This window comes from Streptomyces sp. Je 1-79 (assembly GCF_025195125.1).
Lineage (GTDB): Bacteria > Actinomycetota > Actinomycetes > Streptomycetales > Streptomycetaceae > Streptomyces.
This window is the reverse complement of sequence record NZ_JAMGSL010000004.1, coordinates 493,898-513,567: the sequence shown is the minus strand read 5'-3', so window position 1 is coordinate 513,567 and position 19,670 is coordinate 493,898. Positions and strand designations below refer to the sequence as shown.

18 protein-coding genes are annotated in these 19,670 nt (G+C 72.1%); 9 read left to right on the top strand and 9 right to left on the bottom strand.

The annotated features are described in order from the left end of the window. The first annotated feature begins 133 nt into the window (after positions 1 to 133). The 4 genes from egtA to egtD are packed head-to-tail and all read left to right on the top strand — an operon-like array spanning position 134 to position 4,420. The gene (gene egtA, locus M5362_RS10270; protein ID WP_260227081.1) at positions 134 to 1,393 is read left to right on the top strand and encodes an ergothioneine biosynthesis glutamate--cysteine ligase EgtA; all 1,260 of its coding nucleotides are present in this window, start codon (positions 134 to 136) and stop codon (positions 1,391 to 1,393) included. Continuing rightward, entirely contained in the window at positions 1,390 to 2,706 is a 1,317-nt protein-coding gene (gene egtB / locus M5362_RS10265; RefSeq protein WP_260227080.1) for an ergothioneine biosynthesis protein EgtB, read from the top strand. The genes egtA and egtB overlap by 4 nt, the downstream gene beginning before the upstream one ends. Further along, positions 2,706 to 3,458: an ergothioneine biosynthesis protein EgtC gene (egtC, locus tag M5362_RS10260; protein ID WP_260227079.1), complete on the top strand. Its 753-nt coding sequence runs from the start codon at positions 2,706 to 2,708 to the stop codon at positions 3,456 to 3,458. Before egtB ends, egtC begins: the two co-directional genes overlap by 1 nt. Then, a complete protein-coding gene (egtD, locus tag M5362_RS10255; RefSeq protein ID WP_260227078.1) occupies positions 3,455 to 4,420 on the top strand; it encodes an L-histidine N(alpha)-methyltransferase in 966 nt (321 codons plus the stop codon). The genes egtC and egtD overlap by 4 nt, the downstream gene beginning before the upstream one ends. Here egtD and M5362_RS10250 read toward each other — a convergent pair. The 8 genes from M5362_RS10250 to M5362_RS10215 all read right to left on the bottom strand — a co-directional run bounded on the left by M5362_RS10250 (position 4,315) and on the right by M5362_RS10215 (position 13,625). Beyond that, positions 4,315 to 5,193, bottom strand: coding sequence for a 1-acyl-sn-glycerol-3-phosphate acyltransferase (locus tag M5362_RS10250; RefSeq protein WP_260227077.1), 879 nt, complete (start codon positions 5,191 to 5,193; stop codon positions 4,315 to 4,317). The two genes, egtD and M5362_RS10250, sit on opposite strands and share 106 nt — an antisense overlap. Next, positions 5,190 to 6,056, bottom strand: coding sequence for a GNAT family N-acetyltransferase (locus M5362_RS10245; RefSeq protein ID WP_260227076.1), 867 nt, complete (start codon positions 6,054 to 6,056; stop codon positions 5,190 to 5,192). The genes M5362_RS10250 and M5362_RS10245 overlap by 4 nt, the downstream gene beginning before the upstream one ends. Before the next feature lie 186 nt (positions 6,057 to 6,242). Then, a complete protein-coding gene (locus M5362_RS10240) occupies positions 6,243 to 7,493 on the bottom strand; it encodes an extracellular solute-binding protein (RefSeq protein WP_260227075.1) in 1,251 nt (416 codons plus the stop codon). A gap of 202 nt (positions 7,494 to 7,695) precedes the next feature. Continuing rightward, positions 7,696 to 9,123 (bottom strand): cellulose binding domain-containing protein, encoded by a 1,428-nt coding sequence (locus tag M5362_RS10235; RefSeq protein WP_260227074.1) that lies wholly within the window; start codon positions 9,121 to 9,123, stop codon positions 7,696 to 7,698. Next, positions 9,116 to 10,633: a beta-N-acetylhexosaminidase gene (locus M5362_RS10230; protein WP_260227073.1), complete on the bottom strand. Its 1,518-nt coding sequence runs from the start codon at positions 10,631 to 10,633 to the stop codon at positions 9,116 to 9,118. The genes M5362_RS10235 and M5362_RS10230 overlap by 8 nt, the downstream gene beginning before the upstream one ends. 9 nt (positions 10,634 to 10,642) lie before the next feature. After that, positions 10,643 to 11,476 (bottom strand): carbohydrate ABC transporter permease, encoded by an 834-nt coding sequence (locus tag M5362_RS10225; protein WP_260227072.1) that lies wholly within the window; start codon positions 11,474 to 11,476, stop codon positions 10,643 to 10,645. Next, complete coding sequence (locus M5362_RS10220) at positions 11,473 to 12,372, bottom strand: carbohydrate ABC transporter permease (RefSeq protein WP_260227071.1); 900 nt, start codon at positions 12,370 to 12,372, stop codon at positions 11,473 to 11,475. Before M5362_RS10220 ends, M5362_RS10225 begins: the two co-directional genes overlap by 4 nt. Continuing rightward, positions 12,369 to 13,625, bottom strand: coding sequence for an extracellular solute-binding protein (locus M5362_RS10215; RefSeq protein ID WP_260227070.1), 1,257 nt, complete (start codon positions 13,623 to 13,625; stop codon positions 12,369 to 12,371). Before M5362_RS10215 ends, M5362_RS10220 begins: the two co-directional genes overlap by 4 nt. Positions 13,626 to 13,841: 216 nt before the next feature. Between M5362_RS10215 and M5362_RS10210 the strand changes: the two genes are divergently transcribed. The 3 genes from M5362_RS10210 to M5362_RS10200 are packed head-to-tail and all read left to right on the top strand — an operon-like array spanning position 13,842 to position 15,646. Further along, positions 13,842 to 14,609, top strand: coding sequence for a GntR family transcriptional regulator (locus tag M5362_RS10210; RefSeq protein ID WP_260227069.1), 768 nt, complete (start codon positions 13,842 to 13,844; stop codon positions 14,607 to 14,609). A 30-nt stretch (positions 14,610 to 14,639) separates the two neighbouring features. Then, positions 14,640 to 15,404, top strand: a complete 765-nt coding sequence (locus M5362_RS10205; RefSeq protein WP_260227068.1) for a GntR family transcriptional regulator — start codon at positions 14,640 to 14,642, stop codon at positions 15,402 to 15,404. A 26-nt stretch (positions 15,405 to 15,430) separates the two neighbouring features. Continuing rightward, entirely contained in the window at positions 15,431 to 15,646 is a 216-nt protein-coding gene (locus M5362_RS10200; protein WP_260227067.1) for a dodecin, read from the top strand. A gap of 30 nt (positions 15,647 to 15,676) precedes the next feature. Here M5362_RS10200 and M5362_RS10195 read toward each other — a convergent pair whose 3' ends face one another. Then, positions 15,677 to 16,165: a hypothetical protein gene (locus tag M5362_RS10195; protein WP_260227066.1), complete on the bottom strand. Its 489-nt coding sequence runs from the start codon at positions 16,163 to 16,165 to the stop codon at positions 15,677 to 15,679. Between the two features lie 81 nt (positions 16,166 to 16,246). Between M5362_RS10195 and M5362_RS10190 the strand changes: the two genes are divergently transcribed. Continuing rightward, on the top strand, positions 16,247 to 17,266 hold the full coding sequence (locus M5362_RS10190) for an MsnO8 family LLM class oxidoreductase (RefSeq protein ID WP_260227065.1): 1,020 nt from the start codon (positions 16,247 to 16,249) through the stop codon (positions 17,264 to 17,266). A gap of 9 nt (positions 17,267 to 17,275) precedes the next feature. Beyond that, on the top strand, positions 17,276 to 19,627 hold the full coding sequence (locus tag M5362_RS10185; RefSeq protein WP_260227064.1) for an excinuclease ABC subunit UvrA: 2,352 nt from the start codon (positions 17,276 to 17,278) through the stop codon (positions 19,625 to 19,627). Positions 19,628 to 19,670: the final 43 nt, after the last annotated feature.

Sequence of the window (19,670 nt, the reverse complement as noted above, 5' to 3'; positions counted from 1 at the left end):
GGCCGCAAGCTTGATCGATTCGGTGGCCCGTCGGCAACGGGATATTCACCGTGAGGCCGATGAGGCGCTCTTGCACGCCTGTCGGAGGTGGCTTTAGGTGGAAGCAGCGTCTCTCGGAACAGGAGGAAACGACATGTCGTCGAGCGGCATACCACGGAGCGGTCAGGCCCTCAGCGTGGACGAGGCCGAAGACCTGCTGCGATGTATCTGCTTCAAGACGGGCCCACCCCGCACGGTCGGGGTGGAGGTGGAATGGCTCGTCCACGAGCTGCGTGACCCGCGGCTTCCCGTCCCGCCCGAGCGACTGGCCCTGGCCGTCGACACCGTACGGTCGCTGCCGCTGGCATCGGCACTCACCCTCGAACCCGGTGGACAGCTGGAGCTCAGCTCGCCGCCCGCCGCCTCCCTCATGAGCTGTGTCGACACCGTCTCGGCCGATCTGCGCGCGGTGCGCGAGGCTCTCTCCTCCCACGGACTGCGCCTCAGCGGGTACGGGGTCGATCCCTGGAACGCGCCGCGCGAGCGGATCCTGCGGGAGCCCCGCTACGACGCGATGGAGACCGCTCTCGACCGTACGGGCCCCGCCGGCCGGGGCATGATGCGCGATTCGGCGTCGGTCCAGGTATGTCTGGACGCCGGGCACGAGGAGCCGGGGCCGCTCGGTCACCACCGCCGCTGGCAGCTGGCGCATCTGCTGGGAGCCGTGCTGGTGGCCGCCTTCGCCAACTCCCCCGTCCACGGCGGGCGGTGGACCGGCTGGCGCTCGACCCGGCAGGCGCTCTGGACGGACATCGACCCGGCGCGGGCGCTCGCCCCTCCTCAGGACGGCGAGCCGCGTACCGCCTGGGCGGCGCATGTGCTCGACACGCCGGTGATGTGCGTACGCGGCACGGAGACGCCGTGGGCCGTTCCGGAGGGGCTGACCTTCCGGGAGTGGCTGCGCACGGGGAGTCCCCGGCCGGCCGACGAGGACGATCTGCGCTATCACCTGACCACACTCTTCCCGCCGGTGCGGCCGCGCGGGCATCTGGAGCTGCGGATGATCGACGCTCAGCCCGGCCCGGACGGCTGGATCGTGCCGGTGGCGGTGACGACGGCGCTCTTCGACGACCCGGAGGCGGCCGAGACGGTCTACCGGGCGGTGAAACCCCTCGCGGAACGGGCGGGTTCGCGGGCGGCTCCGCGCAATCCGCTCTGGCTGGCGGCGGCCCGGGACGGGCTCGGCGACCCCGAACTGCACGCCGCCGCCCTGGTCGCGTTCGAGGCCGCGCGGGAGGCGCTGCCCCGGATCGGGGCGAGCCCGGCCGTCCAGCAGGCGGTGAACGCCTTCCACGAGCGATACGTACTGCCCGGCAGCTGTCCCGCCGACGAACTCCAGGAGGTGGCGTCATGACCGTGACCGACGACCCCACGGCTCTGCGGCGGCGGGCGCTGGAGGCGCTCACCACCGCCCGGGCCCGTACGGCACTTCTCACCTCGTGCGTCGAGGACGACGAACTCACCGCGCAGCACTCCCCGTTGATGTCGCCGCTGGTGTGGGACCTGGCCCACATCGGCAACCAGGAGGAGCAGTGGCTGTGGCGTGCGGTCGCCGGGCGTGACGCGCTGCGCCCGGAGATCGACTCGATCTACGACGCCTTCGAGCACCCCCGCTCCGCACGCCCCACCCTGCCGCTGCTGCCGCCCGCCGAGGCGCGCGCCTATGCCTCGGACGTACGGGGCCGGGTCCTGGACGTTCTCGAGCGGACCCCGCTGGAGGGCCGGCCGCTGCTGGAGGCCGCGTTCGCCTTCGGGATGATCGCCCAGCACGAACAGCAGCACGACGAGACCATGCTGATCACCCATCAGCTCCGCCGAGGCCCGCAGGCGCTGTCCGCTCCTCCGCCGCCCGCCGCCGGCGTCGGCCCGCTCCCGGCCGAAGTCCTCGTTCCCGGCGGCGCGTTCACGATGGGCACCTCGGACGAACCCTGGGCGCTGGACAACGAGCGTCCGGCGCACACCCGGGTCGTTCCCTCGTTCTTCATCGACACCGTGCCGGTCACCAACGGTTCCTACATGGCGTTCATCGCGGACGGCGGCTACACGGACGAGCGCTGGTGGCAGGAGGAGGGCTGGGAGCAGATCCGCAGGCACGAGATCGCCGCACCGCTGTTCTGGCGGCGGGACGGCGGGCAGTGGCTGCGCCGCCGGTTCGGGGTGACGGAGCCGGTGCCGGCGGACGAGCCGGTGGTGCACGTCAGCTGGTACGAGGCGGACGCGTACGCCCGCTGGGCCGGGCGCAGGCTGCCCACGGAGGCCGAGTGGGAGAAGGCGGCCCGGCACGACCCGTCGACGGGGCGCTCGCGCCGGTACCCCTGGGGCGATGCCGACCCGGGGCCCGAGCACGCCAATCTCGCGCAGCGCCATCTGCGGCCCGCACCGGCCGGCAGCTATCCCGAGGGCGCCTCGCCCCTCGGGGTACGGCAGTTGATCGGTGACGTGTGGGAGTGGACGTCGAGCGACTTCCTGCCGTATCCGGGGTTCACGGCCTTCCCGTACAAGGAGTACTCGGAGGTGTTCTTCGGTCCCGGGCACAAGGTGCTGCGCGGTGGGTCGTTCGCCGTGGACCCGGTGGCCTGCCGGGGCACGTTCCGGAACTGGGACCTGCCGGTGCGCCGCCAGATCTTCTCCGGTTTCCGGACCGCACGGGACGCGGAGCTCTCCTGATGTGCCGCCATCTCGCCTTCCTCGGTGAGCCGGTGGCGCTGGGCGAGCTGCTGCTGCGGCCGCCGTTCTCGCTGGAGCGGCAGGCGTGGCAGCCGCGGATGCAGAGCAGCGGACTGGTGAACGCGGACGGCTTCGGGGTCGGCTGGTACGCCGACGGCGACACGGTGCCGGCCCGCTACCGACGGGCCGCACCCCTCTGGGGGGACCTCTCCTTCGCCGATCTCGCGCGGGTCGTGCGCACGAGGGCGCTGCTCGGCGCGGTCCGGGGCGCGACCCGGCCGGGCGCGGAGGGGGAGGCCGCGGCGGCCCCGTTCGCGGCCGGGCCGTGGCTGTTCAGCCACAACGGGGCGGTCATGGGCTGGCCCGACTCGCTGACCGGGCCGGCCGCGACGCTGTCGGCCGCGGAGCTGCTCGCCCTGGAGGCCCGCACGGACTCGGCGCTGGTGTGGGGCCTGGTGCTGCACCGGCTGCGGGCGGGTGACGCGCCGGGGCAGGCGCTCACCGACACCGTACGGGAGGTCGCGCAGGCCGACCCGGAGTCCCGGCTCAATCTGCTGCTCACCGACGGGTCGGAGATCACCGCCACGGCCTGGGGGAACTCGCTGTGGTACCTCCGGCGGCCCGACCGCGTGGTCGTGGCCTCCGAACCGTACGACGACGACCCGCACTGGCACGAGGTGCCGGACCGCACCCTGCTGACCGCCACCCGTACCGACGTCACTGTCACCTCGCTCAAGGAGCCGTCCTCGTGAGCCCGTTCCAGCTGACCCGCACCCTTCCCGAGGACGCCACGGAGGCCGATCTGCGCGCCGACGTGCTCCACGGTCTGACCCACATGCCGAAGGAGCTGCCGCCGAAGTGGTTCTACGACGCTCGCGGCAGTGAACTGTTCGAGGAGATCACCCGGCTCCCCGAGTACTACCCGACCCGTGCCGAGCGGGAGATCCTGATCGACCGGGCCCATGAGATCGCGGCGGCGACGGGGGCTCGGACCCTGGTCGAGCTGGGTTCGGGGTCCTCGGAGAAGACCCGTTTCCTGATCGACGCGCTCCTGCCCGAGCTGGACAGCTACGTGCCGGTGGACGTGAGCGAGTCGGCGCTGAAGGGGGCTGCGGAGGCGCTGCTCGCGGAGCGCCCCGGGCTCCACATCCACGCCCTGGTGGCGGACTTCACCCGGGGGCTGGCCCTGCCCGGGACTCCGGGGCCGCGTCTGGTGGCGTTCCTCGGGGGGACGATCGGCAATCTGCTGCCCGCCGAGCGCACGGTGTTCCTGCGCTCGGTGCGGGCGATGCTGGCGCCGGGTGACGCTCTGCTGCTGGGGACGGACCTGGTGAAGGACGAGGCGACGCTGGTCGCCGCGTACGACGACGCGGCCGGGGTGACGGCGGAGTTCAACAAGAACGTGCTCGCCGTGATCGCCCGTGAGCTGGACGCGGACGTACGTCCGGACGACTTCGCCCACGTGGCGCGCTGGGACCCGGACCGGGAGTGGATCGAGATGCGGCTGCGGGCGCGGCACGCGCTCACGGTGAAGATTCCGGAGCTGGATCTGGTGGTGCCGTTCGAGGAGGGCGAGGAGATCCGGACGGAGGTGTCGGCCAAGTTCCGTCAGGCGGGTGTGCGCGCGGAGCTGGCGGAGGCGGGGCTCGGGCTGACCCGCTGGTGGACGGACAAGGAGGGGCGGTTCGCACTGTCGCTGGCGACGGCTCTCTGAGCCGCCCGGGCGAGCGAACGCCGGTCCGGATACTGGATGCTGGATATCGGATCCAGTATCCGGATCTCGGCGGTGAGCCGACGGGCGGTCACCACCCGCCAGAGTGAGGCGGCCAGTGGATCGTCTCCCACGAAGGCGGCGGGGCCGGTCGGCCGGTAGTCGAGGCGTACCGGCTGGACCGGCGCGCGGGCGTCGAGGGCGGCCTGGAAGGCGGCGTGGCGGAAGGCGCCCCCGCCCCGGCCGCACCAGGTCGACCCCTCCGGGAAGACGACGACCCGGCCGCCGCCCGCCATGGCCCCGGCCATCGCGCGGACGGCGCCGGGCAGGGCCCGCAGCCGGTCGCGGTCGATGAAGAGGGTGCCGCCGCGCGCCGCGAGCGGGCCGAGCACCGGCCAGCCCCGGACCTCCCGCTTGGCGAGCATGCGTCCGGGCAGGACGGCGGCGACGAGGGGGATGTCCAGCCAGGAGATGTGGTTGGCGACGACGAGCAGCGGCCCGTTCCCGGGGACGGGGGCCCCGGTGACCTTCGTCCGGACGCCGAAGGCCAGCAGGACCAGCCGGCACCACCGGCGGACGAGCGCCCGACGGCCGGCGGGCGGCAGCGGCGCCGTGAGGGGGGCGAGCAGGACCCCGGCGAGGACGGCCGCGATGCCCGCGGTCAGCCGGGCGGCGGCGAGGAGGGGCCCGGCCGCCGGGCCGGTCTGCCGGGCGCAGGCGTCGGGCGCGCACGGGGATGTCGGCAGCCAGGGCGAGACGGGGCCGGCGGTGGTCACTGGGCCGGGGCGAGGGAGAGGAAGTGGCGCAGGTAGCGGGGGTTGGTGTTGCGCAGCGACAGCAGGACGTACAGGTCGGCGACGCCGAAGTCCACGTCGTGCGCGGGAGCGCCGCAGACCCAGGCGCCGAGCCGCAGGTAGCCGCGGAGCAGCGGCGGGAGTTCGACGCGGCCCTGGGGGCGGGTGACGCCCTCGGGGGTCCAGAGCTTGTGCGGGGTGACCCAGTACTCCTCGGGGGCGAGGTGCTTGGCCTTGACGGTGTCCCAGGTGGCGGCGGCGAGCGTGCCCCCGTCGGACAGCGGTATCGAGCAGCACCCGGCGAGCCAGTTGTGGCCGGTCCTGGTCATGTAGCGGGCGAGCCCGGCCCAGATGAGGGCGATGACGGCGCCGTTGCGGTGGGCGGGGTGGACGCAGGAGCGCCCCACCTCGACGAGGTCGTCGCGGACGGGGCCGAGGCGGCCGAGGTCGAACTCGCTCTCGGAGTAGAGGCGTCCGGCGATCCGTGCGCGCTCGGGCGGCAACAGGCGGTAGGTGCCGACGACGTCGCCGGTGGCCTCCTCGCGTACCAGCAGGTGGTCGCAGTACGCGTCGAAGGCGTCGGTGTCGAGGCCGGGCTCGGGGCCGTCGAGGTGGGCTCCCATCTCACCGGCGAAGACCTGGTGGCGCAGCCGCTGCGCGGCGCGGACGTCGTCCTGGTCACGGGCGAGACAGACGATGTAGCGGGGCTGCTCCTCGGTCGCCCGGTCGGCGGCGAGGGGCTGCGGCTGTGCCGGGACGCCGGCGAAAGGGGCGGTCGTGACGGTCAGACCGGCGGGGACCGGGACAGCGGGTGCGACAGCGGCTGCGGGTGACGGTGCGGGCATGTCGGGCTCCTCCGGCGTACGGAAGGGGGACGGTGAGGGCCGGACCGGGTGAGCGGTGGTCCGGCTCCTTACTTCTTCCGTGGCCGACTGGATTCGACATGACCGTTCGGGGGATCGCGAGTGTGGAGGTGCTGAATGCTGGTCTGCGGATCCCGCGTCGCCCGGTTGTCCGTTGCGGGACCCGGCCTACTCGCCGAGGGCCGCGGTGATCTGCTCCGATGCGGACCGGGCGGCCTTCTTCGCGTTCTCGCCCTGCAGGACGGCCGTCATGTAGGGCTTGATGGGGTTGGCCGCCTCGACGTCGGCCCACTGCGGGGAGTTCGGCGTGGCCTTGCCGCGCGCGGCGCCGACGGCCATGACGGCGGTGGCCTCCTGGCCCTGGACGACGGACGCGAGGGTGGTCTTGTTGGGGACGTAGTTCATCGCGCGGGCCAGTTCCGTCTGCCACTTCTCGCCGGCCAGTGCCTTGACGACGTCAATGGCGGCGTTCCTATGAGGCGCGTTCTCGGGGACGATCAGGTCGGAGCCGCCGGTGAAGACCGCACACGGCTGCCCGGCCTTCTTGCCGGGTATGGGGAAGAAGCCGAGCTTGTCCTTGAGCCCGGCGTTGGCCTTGGTGATGGCGGCGACGGCGCTGGGGGTGGCGATGATCTGGGCGACGTCGCCCTCGGCGAAGACCTCGGCCTGGGGCGGTGTCTGTTCGTCCGCGTCCTTGGGTCCTGAGCCGAGGGACTGGAGCTCCTTGTAGAACTCCATGCCGCGCAGTGCGGCGGGGCTGTCCAGGGCGCCGATCCAGTCGCCGCCCTTGTCGTCGGCGAGCTCGCCGCCCTCGTCCCAGATGAATCCGGCGAGGGTGTACCAGTCCTGTCCGGCGAGGTAGATGCCCTGGGAGCCGTTGCTGTTGAGCTTCTCGGTGTCCTCGAGCCACTGGGCCCGGGTGGTGGGAGGCTTGCTGAGTCCGGCCTGTTCGAAGAGGTCCTTGTGGTAGATCACGACACGGTTGGCCGCGTACCAGGGGATGCCGTACTGGGCGCCGCTGATGCGTCCGGGCTCGGCGAGGCCGGGCAGCCAGTCCTCGCTGCCGAGGTCGCGGATGGACTCCAGGGTGAGGTCGTAGAGCTTGTCGGTGTCCGCGTACTGGGCGACCTGGGTGTTTCCCACCTCGATGACGTCGGGGCCGCCCTCTCCCCGGATCGCCTCGGTGACCTTCTTGCCGATGCCCGTCCACTCCTGGAAGGTGAACTTCAGCTCGACGTCCTCGTGCTCGTTCTCGTACTCGGTGGTGAAGCGGTCGAGGAAGTCCTCGCTGACGCTGTCGCGCATCAGCCAGACGTTGACCGTGCGGGTGGTGTCGGCGTCGCCGGGAAGGATCCCGCAGCCCGCGAGGGCCAGGGCCGTCGCGGCCGCCAGGGGACAGGCCAGATGTCGGTTCTTCACGTAGGTCACCTTCTGCGTTCCATGAATGGAGTGCGGCATGGGGAGCTGACCCGTCGTGGGGGGACCGAACAGTGTTCGTGCGGGTGCGTGGCCTGGATTCTGGTCTGGACCAACGAAGTGGTCAAGCCCGGGACGAACCGGTTCCGGGCAGGCGCGCGGCACGCGCCTGCCCGTTACCCCAGGTAATCCACGGGCGCCCGTGTTACGGGACGGCCGGTACGGAGTCCTCGAAGGCGGTACCCGCCGTGCGGTAGGCCGCGACCTTGGCGGCCACCTGCGCCGGGGTCAGGACCTGGTCCTTCACATGCAGGACGTAGTCGACCTTCTGGTCGTAGGACCGCGCCGTGGTCGAGGTCTGGCCCGCGAGGTCGATGAGCCACTGGTTGAAGTTGATGGACATCGGGCGTTCGGGCAGATAGCGGGCGTCGTGGCGGCCGAACTCCTGGCCGTCGACGTAGTACACGATCGTGTTGTCGTCGATGGTCAGGACGAGGTCGTGCCAGCCGGCGTAGCTCGCCCGCACCTCGGAGTGCTGGTTGACGGCCTCCCAGGGGTCGGGCCGGTAGGTCTCCCACGAGGTGGTGTAGAGGATGTTGGCGGGCTCGCCCCATCCGCCGTTGGGCAGGTACTCGAAGTCGTACTCGGCGTAGTCGTCCGCCATCGGCGCCTTGAGGTCGTTGATGGTGAAGAAGGTCTGCACGAGGCGGTCGCCGTCCGGACCGGAGAGCGGCGCGTCGGAGAAGCGGACGCGGGCGGCGTACGTGCCGTTCCTGAACTTCGTGGACCGGGTGAGGATCTCGGTCTGCCGGGTCGACTCGGCGGTGCCGGCGGTCGAGGTCCGCAGGTTCATGACCGAGTTGGTGCCCTCCTTGGCGAAGGTCACGTTCTCGGGCGCCCAGGTGGCGCCGGGCACGCCCGGTCCGCCGGAGTTGGACCGCACGCTCCAGCCGTGGGCGGAGATCGCGGGGTCGGTGTGACCGGTGTAGTCGAAGTCGTCGAAGAGGGCGGCCCCGCCGGTGGGCGGCGGCGTGGTGGGGTCGGTCGGGGTCGGGGTGGGTTCGTTGCCCGCGGGCGCCGTGCCCCAGACCGGGACACCGCCGACGGTGGCGGTGACCTTGCTCCAGTTCGCGTACGTGGTCTGCGCCGGCCCGAAGGAGTAGTCGTCGTTCTGGTTCAGCGGCTGCCAGTTGGAGCGGTGGAAGCGCAGCTGCATGTCGCCCGTGTCGGCGCCGGGGGCGAGACTGCCCGCGCCCGCGGTGAAGCCGACCTCCAGATAGCGGTCGGCGGTGGCGGTGGGGTGGGCGAGGGTGCCGAAGGTGCCGGTGAGGTTCGCGCAGCCCTTCACCGCCCAGGAGCAGGCGTAGGTGTACGAGGCTCCCGCGTCGGCCTTGAAGTAGTACCGCACCTTCACCTGGCTCAACGGCACGCTCGCCGAACCGGAGTTGACGACCTTGAACCAGGGCTCGACCTGGTCGCTCCCGGTGGCGCTCTGCCGGTACTGGACGGTCACGGTCTCGCCGGCCGCGGCCGCCGGAAGGGCGGTCAGGGCGGTGGCCCCGAGGCCGGTCACGGCGGCGACGGCGAGCGCCGCGCGCCATCGCGGACTCGTGGTGCTCTTCGGTTCACTCATCGGGATTCCTCTCCTGGGGTGGGGACGGGGGTGGGGAAAGACGGCGCGGCACCCCGAGGGCGTCGAGCCGGGTCCTGTGGTGGCGCAGCCGGCCGAGGAAGCCGGGCCAGTCGCCGCGTCCGGACCAGGCGACCTCCGCCAGGGCGCAGAGCCGGGGGAAGGTCAGGTACTCGGCGTGCGCGGCGGTGGGCACGTACTCGGTCCACAACTGGGCCTGGGCTCCGAGCACCCGGTCCGTCTCCTCGGCGGTCCAGCCGGCGGGGGCCGGGTCGGTGCCGTGGACGGCCCGCAGGTCGACGACGGCGCCGGGCTGACCGGGCGGCTCGTCGGAGCGCGCCGACTGCGGGTAGTCGAGGTAGGTGCTGCGGTGCGGCGCCATGACGACGCGGTGGCCGCGGCGGGCCGCGGTCCGGCCGTGGGCGGTGTCGCGCCAGGGCATGACGGTGAAGTACGGGGGGAGGTCGGCACCGGTCTCGGTCCAGCCGAGCGGACGGCGGCCGGCGGCGACGAGGTGGCTGCCGATCCGTTCCATGAACCAGCCGTGCAGGGCGTCGGGTCCGTCGAGCCCCTCGTCGGCGATCCGTCGGCGTGCCGTCGGGGAGGCGTGCCACTCGGTGGTGGGGCACTCCTCCCCTCCGACGTGGACGTACGGGGAGGGGAAGACGTCCATCACCTCGTCGAGGACGTCACGGCAGAAGTCGAGGGCCTCGTCGTGGACGCCGAGGACGGTGTCGCACACGCCCCACCGGTCCCAGACGTCGAGCGTGCGGTCCGGCCGGTTGCCGAGCCGGGGGTAGGCGGCTAGGGCGGCCCGGACATGGCCCGGCATCTCGATCTCGGGGACGACGGTGACGCCCCGCTCGGCCGCGTGGGCGACCAGGCCCGTGAGTTCGGCGCGGGTGTAGGCGCCACCGTGGGGCAGGCCTCCGACCTCGGTGAGCCGGGGGTGCGTCGCGACGGGCATGCGCCAGCCCTGGTCGTCGGTGAGGTGGAGGTGGAGGACGTTCAGTTTGTGCAGGGCGAGGAGGTCGACGTACCGGTGGAGGAAGGAGACGGGGCGGAAGTGGCGGGCGACGTCGAGCATCGCTCCGCGCCAGGGGAACCGGGGCGTGTCGGTGATCTGCAAACAGGGGACGGACCAGGCGACGCCGGGCGCCGGTTCGTCGAGCAGGGCCTGAACGGGGAGGAGTTGACGGAGCGTCTGGACACCGGCGAGCAGGCCCCGCGGCCGGGCGGCGCGCATCAGCACGCCCTCGGCGCCGACGGTCAGGCCGTACCCGTCGTCGCCGAGCCCGGTGAGGGCCGGGTCGAGGGCGAGGACGACGGTGCCGTCGGGACGCTCGGGGAGGGGCAGTCCGGTGGCCGGCGCGAGGAGGGTGCGCAGCAGCCGGGCCGCGCCTTCGGCTCCGGGTGCGGCCTTGAGGGCGGTCGTGGCGTCGAAGGTGAACCTGCCGGGCAGGGTGGTCGCCTGCGCGGGCCGGGGGACGAGAGGGAGCGGGGGCGGGGGCATGGTGGCGCGCTATCCCTTCACGGCTCCGCCGGTCATCCCGGCGGCGACCCGGCCCTGCAGGACCAGGAAGAGGATGAGGACGGGCAGGGCGAAGAGGGTGGAGGCGGCCATGGTGGCGCCCCAGTCGGTCCCGAAGACGTTGGAGAAGGAGGAGAGCCAGACGGGCAGGGTCCGGTCGTCCTGGTTCTTGATGATGAGCATGTTGGCGAAGGCGAACTCGTTCCAGGCGGTGATGAATCCGAAGAGCGAGGTGGCCATCAGGCCGGGGGCGAGCAGCGGCAGGGTCACCCGGCGGAACGCCTCGGCACGGGTGCAGCCGTCGACCTGGGCGGCCTCTTCGAGTTCGGCGGGGACGGCGGCGAGGAAGGAGCGCAGGGTCACGATGGTGAAGGGCAGGGTGACCATGAAGTAGATCAGGGTCAGGGTGCCCAGCCGGTCGAGCAGGTCGGCGTCCCGGGCGATGACGTACATGGGGATCAACAGCGCTTCCCAGGGCGCGACTTGGGCGATGAAGACCATCAGGACGAACCCGCGCCGGCCACGCCAGCGCATTCGGGCGACGGCGAAGGCGGCGCCGAGCGCCACGACGAGGGCGAGCAGGACGCAACCGGCGGTGACGAGCAGGCTGTTGCGCCAGAAGAGCCAGAAGCCGTCCGCCTCGACGGCGTGCGCGAAGTGGTCCAGGGTGAGGGAGGCCGGCAGGAAGACGGGGGTCTCGGCCTGGATGTCGGAGGTGCGCTTGAAGGCGGTGAGGACCATCCAGTACACGGGGAAGACGGCGAGGACGAAGACGATCGACGCGGCCGTGTTCAGGGGGATGCGGCGCAGGGCGCGGGGTGTCACCGGTCGGCCTCCTGCCGGAAGAGCTGACGGAAGTAGGCGATGAGCACGGCGACGAGGAGGAGCACGGTCAGCGTCGAGACGGCCGAGCCGAGGTCGTAGCGGTGCAGGGACTGGGCCACCCGGTAGGCGTAGACGGGCAGCGTGGTGGTCGCGTCTCCGGGGCCGCCGCGGGTGACGGCCCAGATCTGGGCGAAGCAGCGGAAGACCCAGATCACTTCGAGACAGAGGACGAGGCCGAAGATCGGCCGGAGCAGCGGCAGGGTGACCGAGCGGAAGATCCGCCAGGCCCCCGCGCCGTCCAGCCGGGCCGACTCGTACAGCTCCTCGGGCACGGTCATCAGGGCGGCGTGCAGGGTGATGGCGGCGAACGGGACCGACTGCCACACCACGAGCAGGACGAGGACGGTGAAGGCGGCGGTGCCGTCGGCGAGCCAGGAGTAACCCTCGTACGAGGTGAAGCCGAGCCGTACAAGCACCCAGTTGACGACGCCGAGACGGGAGGCGAAGAGCCACTGGAAGACGGTGGTGGTGGCGATGACCGGGCTGGCCCAGGCCAGGACCAGCCCGCTCGTCACCAGGATCCGCATCCGTCGGCTCAGCCGCCGCAGCATCAGCGCGACCAGGGTGCCGATCACCATGATCAGGACGACATTGATCAGGGTCCACCAGAAGGTGCGCCGGACGACCTCCCAGAACTCGGGGTCCGCCAGGACGGTCCGGTAGTTGCGGAGTCCCACGAACGCGGCGTCGCCCCGGATGAGTTCGCCCATGCCGTAGTGCTGGAGGGAGATCACCAGGTTGCGGACGAGGGGGTAGCCGAGGAGCAGGGCGCCGCCGAGGACGGTCGGCGCGACGAGGAGGTAGGGCCAGAGGGCGGCCCGGCGCCGTCCGCTCACGAGCCGAGGGTCTTGGTGATGCTCTCCGACGCGTCCTTGGCCGCCCGCGCCGGGTCGGTGCCGGTGAGCACGGCGGTCATGTACTGCTTGATCGGGTTGGTGGCCTCGACGGCGGCCCACTGGGGGGAGTTGGGCGTCGCGCGGCCCTGCGCCGCGCCGGCGGCCATGGCGGCGGTTCCCTCGTCGTCCTGGATGACCCGGGCGAGCGAGGTGCGGTTGGGGACGTAGCTCATCGTCCTGGCCATCTCCGTCTGCCACTTCTCGCCGGCGAGCGCCTTGACGACCTCGTAGGCGGCGTCGGGGTGGGCGGAGGCCTCGGGGACGATGAGGTCCGAGCCGCCGGTGAAGACGGCGCCGGGCTTGTCGGCCGTTCTGCCGGGGATCGGGAAGAAGCCGAGCTTGCCCTTGAGGGCGGGGTTGGCCTCCTCGACGATCTTCGCGCCGCCCGGTACGGCGATGATCTGGGCGACGTCGCCCTTGGCGAAGACGTCGGCCTGCGGGGGCTTGGCCTCGTCGGAGTCCTTGGGTCCCTTGCCGAGGGCCTGGAGCCGCTGGTAGAAGTCCATGCCCGCGAGCGCCTGCGGGGTGTCGAGCACGCCCTTCCACTCCTTTCCGTCCCGTACGGCGAGGTCGCCGCCGTCCTCCCAGACGAAGCCGGAGAGGACGTACCAGTTCTGTCCGGGGAGGTAGATGCCCTGTGTCGGGCCCTTGTCGAGCCTGGCGGTGACGGCGAGCCACTCGTCGCGGGTCCTGGGCGGGGCGGTGACGCCGGCCTGGGCGAAGAGGTCCTTGTGGTAGATGACGACACGGTTGGCCGCGTACCAGGGGATGCCGTACTGCTTGCCGTCGACCTTCCCGGGCTCGGCGAGGCCGGGCAGCCAGTCGGCGCCGTTCAGTTCGGTGACCTTCTCACTGAGGTCGCGCACTCCGCCGCTCGCCGCGTACTGGGCGACCTGGGTGTTGCCGACCTCGATGACGTCGGGGGCGTCCTTGCTGGCCAGGGCGGCGGTCACCTTCTCGCCGATGCCGTCCCACTCCTGGATCTGGATGTCGAGGGTGGTGCCCTGGTGCGTCGCCTCGAAGTCGGTGCGGAAGCGGGTGAGGAAGTCGTCGGTGACGCTGTCCTTCATGATCCACACGGTGACCTTGCCGGTTCCGCCGGCCTTCGGGTCGTCCGTCGAACCGCAGGCGGTGGCAGAGAGGGCGAGGGTCGCCGCGAGGGCGACGGGTGCTGCGAGGGATCTGGTCTTCACGGGCACCTCGGAGAAGGAGAATTGACCAATTGGTCAAGTGGTCAGCTGCGTGACCAGAAGGTGGCATGGACCAATGTGGCCGTCAACCCCTTGAAAAATATGCGTTGTTCACCGAACGCCGGACCAGGAATCCTGGCTAGGATGGGCCTTACCAGTTGACCAGTTGACCAGTCAGACAGACGCACGGACCGGCAGTCAGGGAGTCAGGGAGAGCGCATGAAGGACAGCCCCACGGGCGGGGTGCTGAAACGGGAGCGGGTACGGGAGCACCTGCTGAGCCTGATCGAGGCGGGCGCTCCCGGTGAGCCGATCCCCTCCGAACGCACCCTGTGCGCCACCCTCGGCGTCTCGCGCCCCACCCTGCGCGCCGCGGTCGACGAACTCGTCGCGACGGGCGCCCTGGTGCGGGAGCACGGGCGCGGCATGTTCGTCGCCCCGGCCAAGATCACCCAGCAACTCACCCCGAACGACACGGCGTTCACGGTCCCCCGGGCGGCGGGCAGCTGGTCGAGCACGGTGCTGGAGTCAGCCAGGACGCGGGCCGGGGCACGGATCGGCCGCAAGCTCCGGGTCTCCCCGGCCGCCGAACTGCTCTACATCGCCCGGCTCCGCCTGGTCGACGGCTCCCCCATGGCCATCGAGCACCTCCACATCCCGGCGGACCTGGTCCCCGCCGCGCTCACCGCCGAGGAGCTGGAGGCCGGCGATCTCTACGACCATCTGCGCGAGCACCACCGGATCCATGTCCGGGAGGCGACACAGTCCATCGAACCCACCGTCGTCAGCGAGGCCGAGGCGAGACTCCTCGACGTCCCCGTCCTCTCCCCCGCGCTGCTGATCGAGCGCCTCACCCTCGACACCGCCGCGCGGCCCGTCGAGTACGTCCACTCGGTGTACCGCGGCGACCGCTACCGGATCGTCTCCCGGCTGGACTTCACCCGCGACGGTGTCGTGACCTCCTCGACGGAAGGGGATGCATACTGACCGCCGGAACCACGGCGGGGAGGGCACGCGATGGAACTCAAGCGGGAGCGGGTACGGGAGCATCTGCTGGCCGTGATCGACGGCCGCCGTCCGGGTGACGCCATCCCCTCCGAACGCACCCTGTGCGCCACCCTCGGCGTCTCGCGCCCCACCCTGCGGGCGGCCGTCGACGAGCTGGTGGCCACCGGCGCCCTCGTACGGGAGCACGGGCGCGGTATGTTCGTCGCCCCGGCCAAGATCACCCAGGAGCTGGTGGCCGAGGACCACGCGGCGGGCGCGCCCCGCAGCCGGGGCCACTGGACGAGCACGGTGCTCGAACTCCGTACCGTACGGGCGGGCGCGCGGATCGGCCGGAAGCTGACGGTCTCCCCCGCGGCAGAGCTGGTCTACGTGGCGCGGCTGCGGCAGGTCGACGGGGCTCCCATCGCGCTGGAGCATCTGCACGTCCCGGCCGAGCTGGTGCCCGGTCTGACCGCGGCCGACATGGAGCGGGGCTTCTACGCGCACCTGCGGGAGAAGTGCGGCATCCGCACCGCGCGCGCGGTCCAGTCGATCGAGCCGACGGTGCTGAGCGAGGAGGAGGCCGCGCTCCTCGACGTCCCCGTCCTCTCCCCCGCGCTGCTCTTCGACCGGATCACCTCGGACACGGGCGGACGTCCGGTGGAGTACGTCCGCTCGCTCTACCGGGGCGACCGGTACCGGATCGTCTCCCGCCTCGCCCTCACCGACGGCGCGCCCGACCACCCGGAGCCCGACGTGTCGCGGACCGGGGCGTGGTGGGGCACCGTGGAGTGACCCCCATCGAGAGGAGTTCGGCCCCCATGTCGAACCACACCTATCGCGTCACCGAGATCGTCGGCACCTCCCCGGAGGGGATCGACCAGGCCATCAAGAACGGCATCGAGCGGGCCGGGCAGAACCTCCGGGGCCTGGACTGGTTCGAGGTGACGCAGGTCCGCGGCCACATCGTCGACGGGGCGATCGGGCACTACCAGGTCGGTCTCAAGGTCGGCTTCCGGCTGGAAGAGGGGGCCTGACGGTGCCCTCCGCCCAGGGCGCGGGTCGGCTCAGGTCCGGCCCTCCTTCTCCTGGGCGTCCTTGAGCGCCTCCGAGGCGGCCGCCCAGCGGGCCCGTACGACCGTGAAACCGGCCTTCTCGGCGGCGTCGCAGACCAGCTCGTCGTCGTCGACGAGCATCCGGATCTCACGGTCGCGACCGAGCCGGCGCAGGATCTCCAGCTTGGTCACGCGCGCGGGCCGGAAGTCCCGGTCGCGCCGCATGTGGACGGTGCCCGCCGGCAGCTCCTGCGCGGCGAGCCAGTCGACGGTGTCCCGGCGGCAGCGCTCGGGGCGCCCGGTGAGATAGACGACCTCGCACTCCTCGGCGGCCTCACGGCAGAGGGCGACGCCCTCCGCGAGCGGCGGATCGTGGGGGGCCGCGGCGAAGAACGCCTTCCAGTCGCGCGGACTGCGCTCCAGGAAGCGCTGCCGGTGCGCGGTGCCGGCGAGGGTGTTGTCGAGGTCGAAGACGGCGAGGGGCCTGCTGGTACGCGTCACACGGACAGCGTAGGCAGTACGGAGCCGGACGCGAACGCCCCCCTCCGGGAATCCCCCGCGCCCGGGGGCGTTGAACCCTGCGTGACCTCTTCACTCGGCGGTATCCGTTTCTCCGTCCTCGACCGCTCCCGGACCAGGGAGGGCGAGGACGGTTCCGCGGCCCTGCGCGCGACCGTGGACCTGGCGCGGGAGGTGGAGGCGCTCGGCTACCACCGGTTCTGGGTCTCGGAGCACCACAGCGTGCCGGGCGTCGCCGGTTCGGCGCCGACCGTGCTCGCGGCCGCCGTGGCCGCCGCGACGTCCACCGTCCGCGTCGGCACCGGCGGGGTGATGCTCCCCAACCACCAGCCGATGGTCGTCGCCGAGCAGTTCGGCGTCCTGGAGTCGCTGTTCCCCGGCCGGATCGACATGGGTCTCGGCCGTTCGGTCGGCTTCACCGACGGGATCCGTCGTGCGCTCGGCCGGGACAAGGAGGACGCCGACCGGTTCGGGGAGCAGCTGGACGAGCTGCTGGGCTGGTTCGCCGGCACGCAGACCGCCCACCCGCAGGTGCACGCCCGCCCGGCCGAGGGGCTTCGGGTCCCGCCGTACGTCCTCGCGACCGGTGAAGGGGCGTCGGTCGCCGCCGCCGCCGGGCTGCCGCTCGTGATCGGCGATCTGCGCGGCCGGGAGCGGATGCTGAGCGCCGTCGACGCCTACCGGTCGGCCTTCCGCCCCTCGCTCTGGTCCGAGGAGCCGTACGTCGTGGTCGCGGGCACGGTCGCGGTCGCCGCGACCGAGGAGAAGGCGCGCGGGCTGCTGGTCCCGGAGGCGTGGTCGCTCGCCTACTCCCGCACCCGGGGCGTCTTCCCGCCGCTCATGCCCGTGGACGGGATCGAGCGGCAGACCATGACCGACAAGCAGCGCGGCTTCTTCGAGGCGGGGCTGAAAGGACATGTGTACGGCACGGAGGAGCAGGTCGAAGACGCGCTGGAGCGGGTGGTGAAGGAGAGCGGGGCCCAGGAGGTACTGGTGACGACCAGTACGCACGACCGGGCGGCGCTGCTCGACTCGTACCGCCGACTGGCTCGCGTCGCGGGCCTGACCAGCGAGAACGCCTAGAATCGGGGGATGCCCGACACTCCCCCCGACGGCCACGACCCGTACGTCCGCGTCCGTGGCGCCCGCGAGCACAATCTCGCCGGCGTCGACGTGGACGTTCCGCGCGACGCGATCGCCGTCTTCACCGGGGTGTCCGGCTCCGGCAAGTCCTCGCTCGCCTTCGGGACGATCTACGCGGAGGCCCAGCGCCGCTACTTCGAGTCGGTCGCGCCGTACGCCCGGCGGCTGATCCACCAGGTGGGTGCGCCGAAGGTCGGCGAGATCACCGGGCTGCCACCCGCCGTCTCCCTCGAGCAGCGCCGCTCCTCGCCGAACGCCCGCTCGTCGGTCGGTACGGTCACGACGCTGTCCAACTCGCTGCGCATGCTGTTCTCCCGCGCCGGCACGTATCCGGCGGGGGCCGCGCGTCTGGACTCCGACGCGTTCTCGCCGAACACCGCCGCCGGAGCGTGCCCCGCGTGCCACGGTCTGGGTCTGGTCCACGAGACCACTGAGGAACTGCTCGTACCGGACCCGGAGTTGTCGATCCGGGACGGGGCGATCGCCGCCTGGCCCGGCGCCTGGCAGGGCAAGAACCTCCGCGACGTGCTGGACGCGCTCGGCTACGACGTCGACCGTCCGTGGCGGGAGCTCGACGCGAAGGACCGGGAGTGGATCCTCTTCACGGACGAACAGCCGGTCGTCACGGTCCATCCGGTACGGGACGCGGACCGCATCCAACGCCCCTACCAGGGCACGTACATGAGCGCCCGGCGCTATGTGATGCACACCTTCGCCGACTCGAAGAGCGCCACCCTGCGGGCGAAGGCGGAGCGCTTCCTGACCAGCGCGCCGTGCCCGGCGTGCGGGGGCAGCCGGCTGCGTCCGGAGGCGCTCGCGGTGACGTTCGCGGGCCGGACGATCGCCGAGCTGGCCGCCCTGCCCCTGACGGTCCTCGCGGGGATCCTGGCGGAGCAGGACGGCTCGGAGACCGCCCGGGTCCTCACCGAGGACCTCGTCGCACGGATCTCCACGGTGACCGAACTGGGCCTCGGCTACCTGGGCCTGGACCGCAGCACACCGTCGCTCTCCAACGGCGAGCTCCAACGGCTTCGGCTGGCGACCCAGTTGCGCTCCGGACTCTTCGGTGTCGTGTACGTCCTCGACGAACCGTCGGCGGGTCTGCACCCGGCCGACACCGAGGCGCTCCTCGTGGTCCTGGACCGGCTCAAGGCGGCCGGCAACTCGGTGTTCGTGGTCGAGCACCATCTCGACGTCATCCGGCACGCCGACTGGATCGTGGACGTCGGCCCCCGGGCCGGGGTGCACGGCGGCCGGGTGCTGTTCAGCGGCCCGCCGCGCGGACTGGCGGCGGTGGAGGAGTCGGCGACCCGCCGGTTCCTCTTCGACCGCGTGCCGGCCCCCGAGCGTACGGTGCGCCGGCCCACGGGCTGGCTGCGCACCGGCCCGGTCACCCGGCACAACCTCGACGGCGTCGAGGCGTCCTTCCCGGTCGGCGTCCTCACCGCGGTGACCGGGGTCTCGGGGTCGGGCAAGTCGACGCTGGTCGGCGAGTTGCGCGAGGAACTGGACGGTGTGGAGCGGCTGGTGACCGTTAATCAGAAGCCGATCGGACGGACACCCCGGTCCAACCTCGCGACGTACACGGGTCTCTTCGACGTGGTGCGCAAGCTGTTCACGGGCACCGAGGAGGCCAGGGCGCGCGGGTACAAGGCGGGGCGGTTCTCGTTCAACGTGCCCGGCGGACGGTGCGAGACGTGCCAGGGCGAGGGGTTCGTCTCGGTCGAGCTGCTGTTCCTGCCGAGCACGTACGCGCCCTGCCCCGACTGCCGGGGCGCCCGCTACAACCCGGAGACGCTTCAGGTGCGGCTGCGGGGGCTCACGATCGCCGAGGTCCTGGATCTGACGGTCGAGTCGGCGGCCGAGTTCTTCGCCGACACCCCGGCCGCGGCGCGGAGTCTGCGCACGCTGCTCGATGTCGGCCTCGGCTACCTGCGGCTCGGTCAGCCCGCGACGGAGCTCTCCGGCGGCGAGGCGCAGCGCATCAAGCTCGCCGCCGAGCTCCAACGGCTGCGCCGCGGACACACCCTCTACGTCCTGGACGAGCCGACGACCGGCCTCCACCCGGCCGACGTGGAGGTCCTGATGCGCCAGCTCCACGGGCTGGTCGACGCCGGGCACTCGGTGGTCGTCGTCGAGCACGACATGGACGTGGTCGCGACCGCGGACTGGGTCGTGGACCTCGGTCCCGGCGGCGGCGACGAGGGCGGCCGAATCGTGGCGGAGGGGCCGCCGCGGGCGGTGGCCGCCGCGCCGGAGAGCCGGACCGCGCCCTATCTCGCGGCCCGGCTCGACGGCTGAGAGACGCGCCGGACGCAGGCGCCCTCCTTGAGCCCCCGGCCCC